Source organism: Rhizobacter sp., from assembly GCF_031412495.1.
Taxonomy (GTDB): Bacteria; Pseudomonadota; Gammaproteobacteria; order Burkholderiales; family Burkholderiaceae_C; genus Schlegelella_A.
This window is the reverse complement of sequence record NZ_JANODC010000217.1, coordinates 1-2101: the sequence shown is the minus strand read 5'-3', so window position 1 is coordinate 2101 and position 2101 is coordinate 1. Positions and strand designations below refer to the sequence as shown.

Genomic DNA, 2101 nt, shown 5'->3' with positions numbered 1-2101 from the left:
GAGAACTGGACCCGAGCCCGGTCGGAGCGCAGCGCGTCGCGCAGCCGCGTCTCGACCTCGCGCCGGTTCTTGGACTCCTCCATGTCTATGAAGTCGACGACGATCAGGCCGCCCAGGTCGCGCAGGCGCATCTGGCGCGCGATCTCGTCGGCGGCCTCGAGGTTGGTGCGGGTAGCGGTTTCCTCGATGTCGCTGCCGCGGGTCGAGCGGGCGGAGTTGACGTCGACCGAGACCAGCGCCTCGGTGTGGTCGATCACGATCGCGCCGCCCGACGGCAGGTTGACGGTCCGCGCGAACGCGGTCTCGATCTGGTGCTCGATTTGGAACCGGGAGAAGAGGGCGGCGTCGTCCTTGTAGCGCTTGACCTTGTGCGCCGTCTCCGGCATCACGTGGCTCATGAACTGCTGCGCCTGCTCGTAGATGTCGTCGGTGTCGATCAGGATCTCGCCGACGTCGGCGGTGAAGTAGTCGCGGATCGCCCGGATCACCAGCGACGACTCCTGGTAGATCAGGAACGCGCCCTTGCCCGCCTTGGCCGCGCCGTCGATGGCGGTCCAGAGCTTGAGCATGTAGTTCAGGTCCCACTGCAGCTCGGGCGCCGAGCGGCCGATGCCGGCGGTGCGGGCGATCAGGCTCATGCCCTTCGGGTACTCGAGCTGGTCGAGGTTTTCCTTCAGCTCCTCGCGGTCCTCGCCCTCGATGCGGCGAGAGACGCCGCCGCCGCGCGGATTGTTCGGCATCAGCACGAGGTAGCGGCCGGCCAGCGAAACGAAGGTGGTCAGCGCCGCGCCCTTGTTGCCGCGCTCTTCCTTCTCGACCTGCACGAGCAGGTTGTCGCCGTCGCGGATCGCGTCCTGGATGCGGGCGGTGCGCGCGTCGGTGCCTTCGCGGAAGTAGTTCTTCGAGATTTCCTTGAACGGCAGGAACCCGTGGCGGTCCTCGCCGTAGTCGACGAAACAGGCTTCGAGCGAGGGCTCGACCCGCGTCACGACCGCCTTGTAGATATTGCCCTTGCGTTGCTCACGGCCTTCGATCTCCGTCTCGAAGTCCATCAACTTCTGGCCATCGACGATCGCGAGCCGGCGCTCTTCTGCCTGCGTCGCGTTGATCAGCATGCGTTTCATCTGCACTCCTACGGCGCGGCTTTCGGCCCCGCCCTGTCGCGCCGCCACGGCTTCGCCGCAGCGGCAATCAGATGCACGAGAAACGCGAAGAACCGGAAGGAATCGCCCTGGACTGGCGGGAGCCGTGCGCGGTCAGGCGACCGCGGGCTCCACCAGCGTTGGCGCGCGCGAGGCAGTGGGAAGGCGGCTGTGTTTCAAGCTAGGCGGTCACTGGACGCAGGCCGGAGCGCAAGGAATCGGGCGAGGCGGCAAGCCTTCGGCGCGGTTCTTGTCTTCGGCGGGAAACCTTGTCGTGGTTCTTTCTTGTTGCTCTGCCGTCCCGCGCCGATGGGCCGCTGCGTCACACTGGGAACGCTGCCTGCCCGGGACGATGGACGTTGCATCACCGGTTGGCCGGAACAGGATCCGGCCACCACCCGAGCTGTCGGCGCCGCCATGACATGCGACGCTAAACTCTGAAAAATCAACGACTTGGCAGCCGAGTGGAGCATCGCATTATACGGGGCAAAGGAAGCAGGCCCGAAGCACCGCCACGCGTCGTGCAGGGCCTGCCTCGGGAAGCACCGCCGACCGTGCGAAACGTCCGCATCGACAGCGGCTCGGCCGGCCAGAGGCTCGACAACTTCCTGACCAAGGTGCTCAAGGGGGTGCCACGAACCCACCTCTACCGCGTGATCCGCTCCGGCGAGGTCCGCGTCAACAAGGGCCGGGCCAGCGCCGACACCCGCCTGGACCTCGGCGACGAAGTCCGCATCCCGCCGATGCGCACGGCTGACCGCAGCGACGAGCCGGCGGCGCCGCCGCGCGAGTTCCCGGTCGTCCTCGAGGACGAGCACCTGCTGGCCATCGACAAGCCGGCCGGCGTGGCGGTGCACGGCGGCAGCGGCGAGAGCTTCGGGGTGATCGAGCAGCTGCGCCGGGCCCGCCCGGAGGCCGCCTTTCTCGAACTGGTGCACCGGCTCGACAAGGAAACCTCG

The 2101-nt window shown here is 67.5% G+C and carries 2 protein-coding genes; one reads left to right on the top strand and one right to left on the bottom strand.

Going from position 1 to position 2101, the window contains the following annotated elements:
• On the bottom strand, positions 1 to 1124 hold a 1124-nt coding region (locus tag AC30N0_RS08155; RefSeq protein WP_489517425.1), incomplete at its 3' end, for an Rne/Rng family ribonuclease.
• Positions 1125 to 1663: 539 nt separating this feature from the next.
• On the opposite strand from AC30N0_RS08155, the gene AC30N0_RS08150 reads away from it, so the two are divergent.
• The coding region (locus tag AC30N0_RS08150; RefSeq protein WP_489517424.1) for a S4 domain-containing protein at positions 1664 to 2101 on the top strand (438 nt) is incomplete at its 3' end.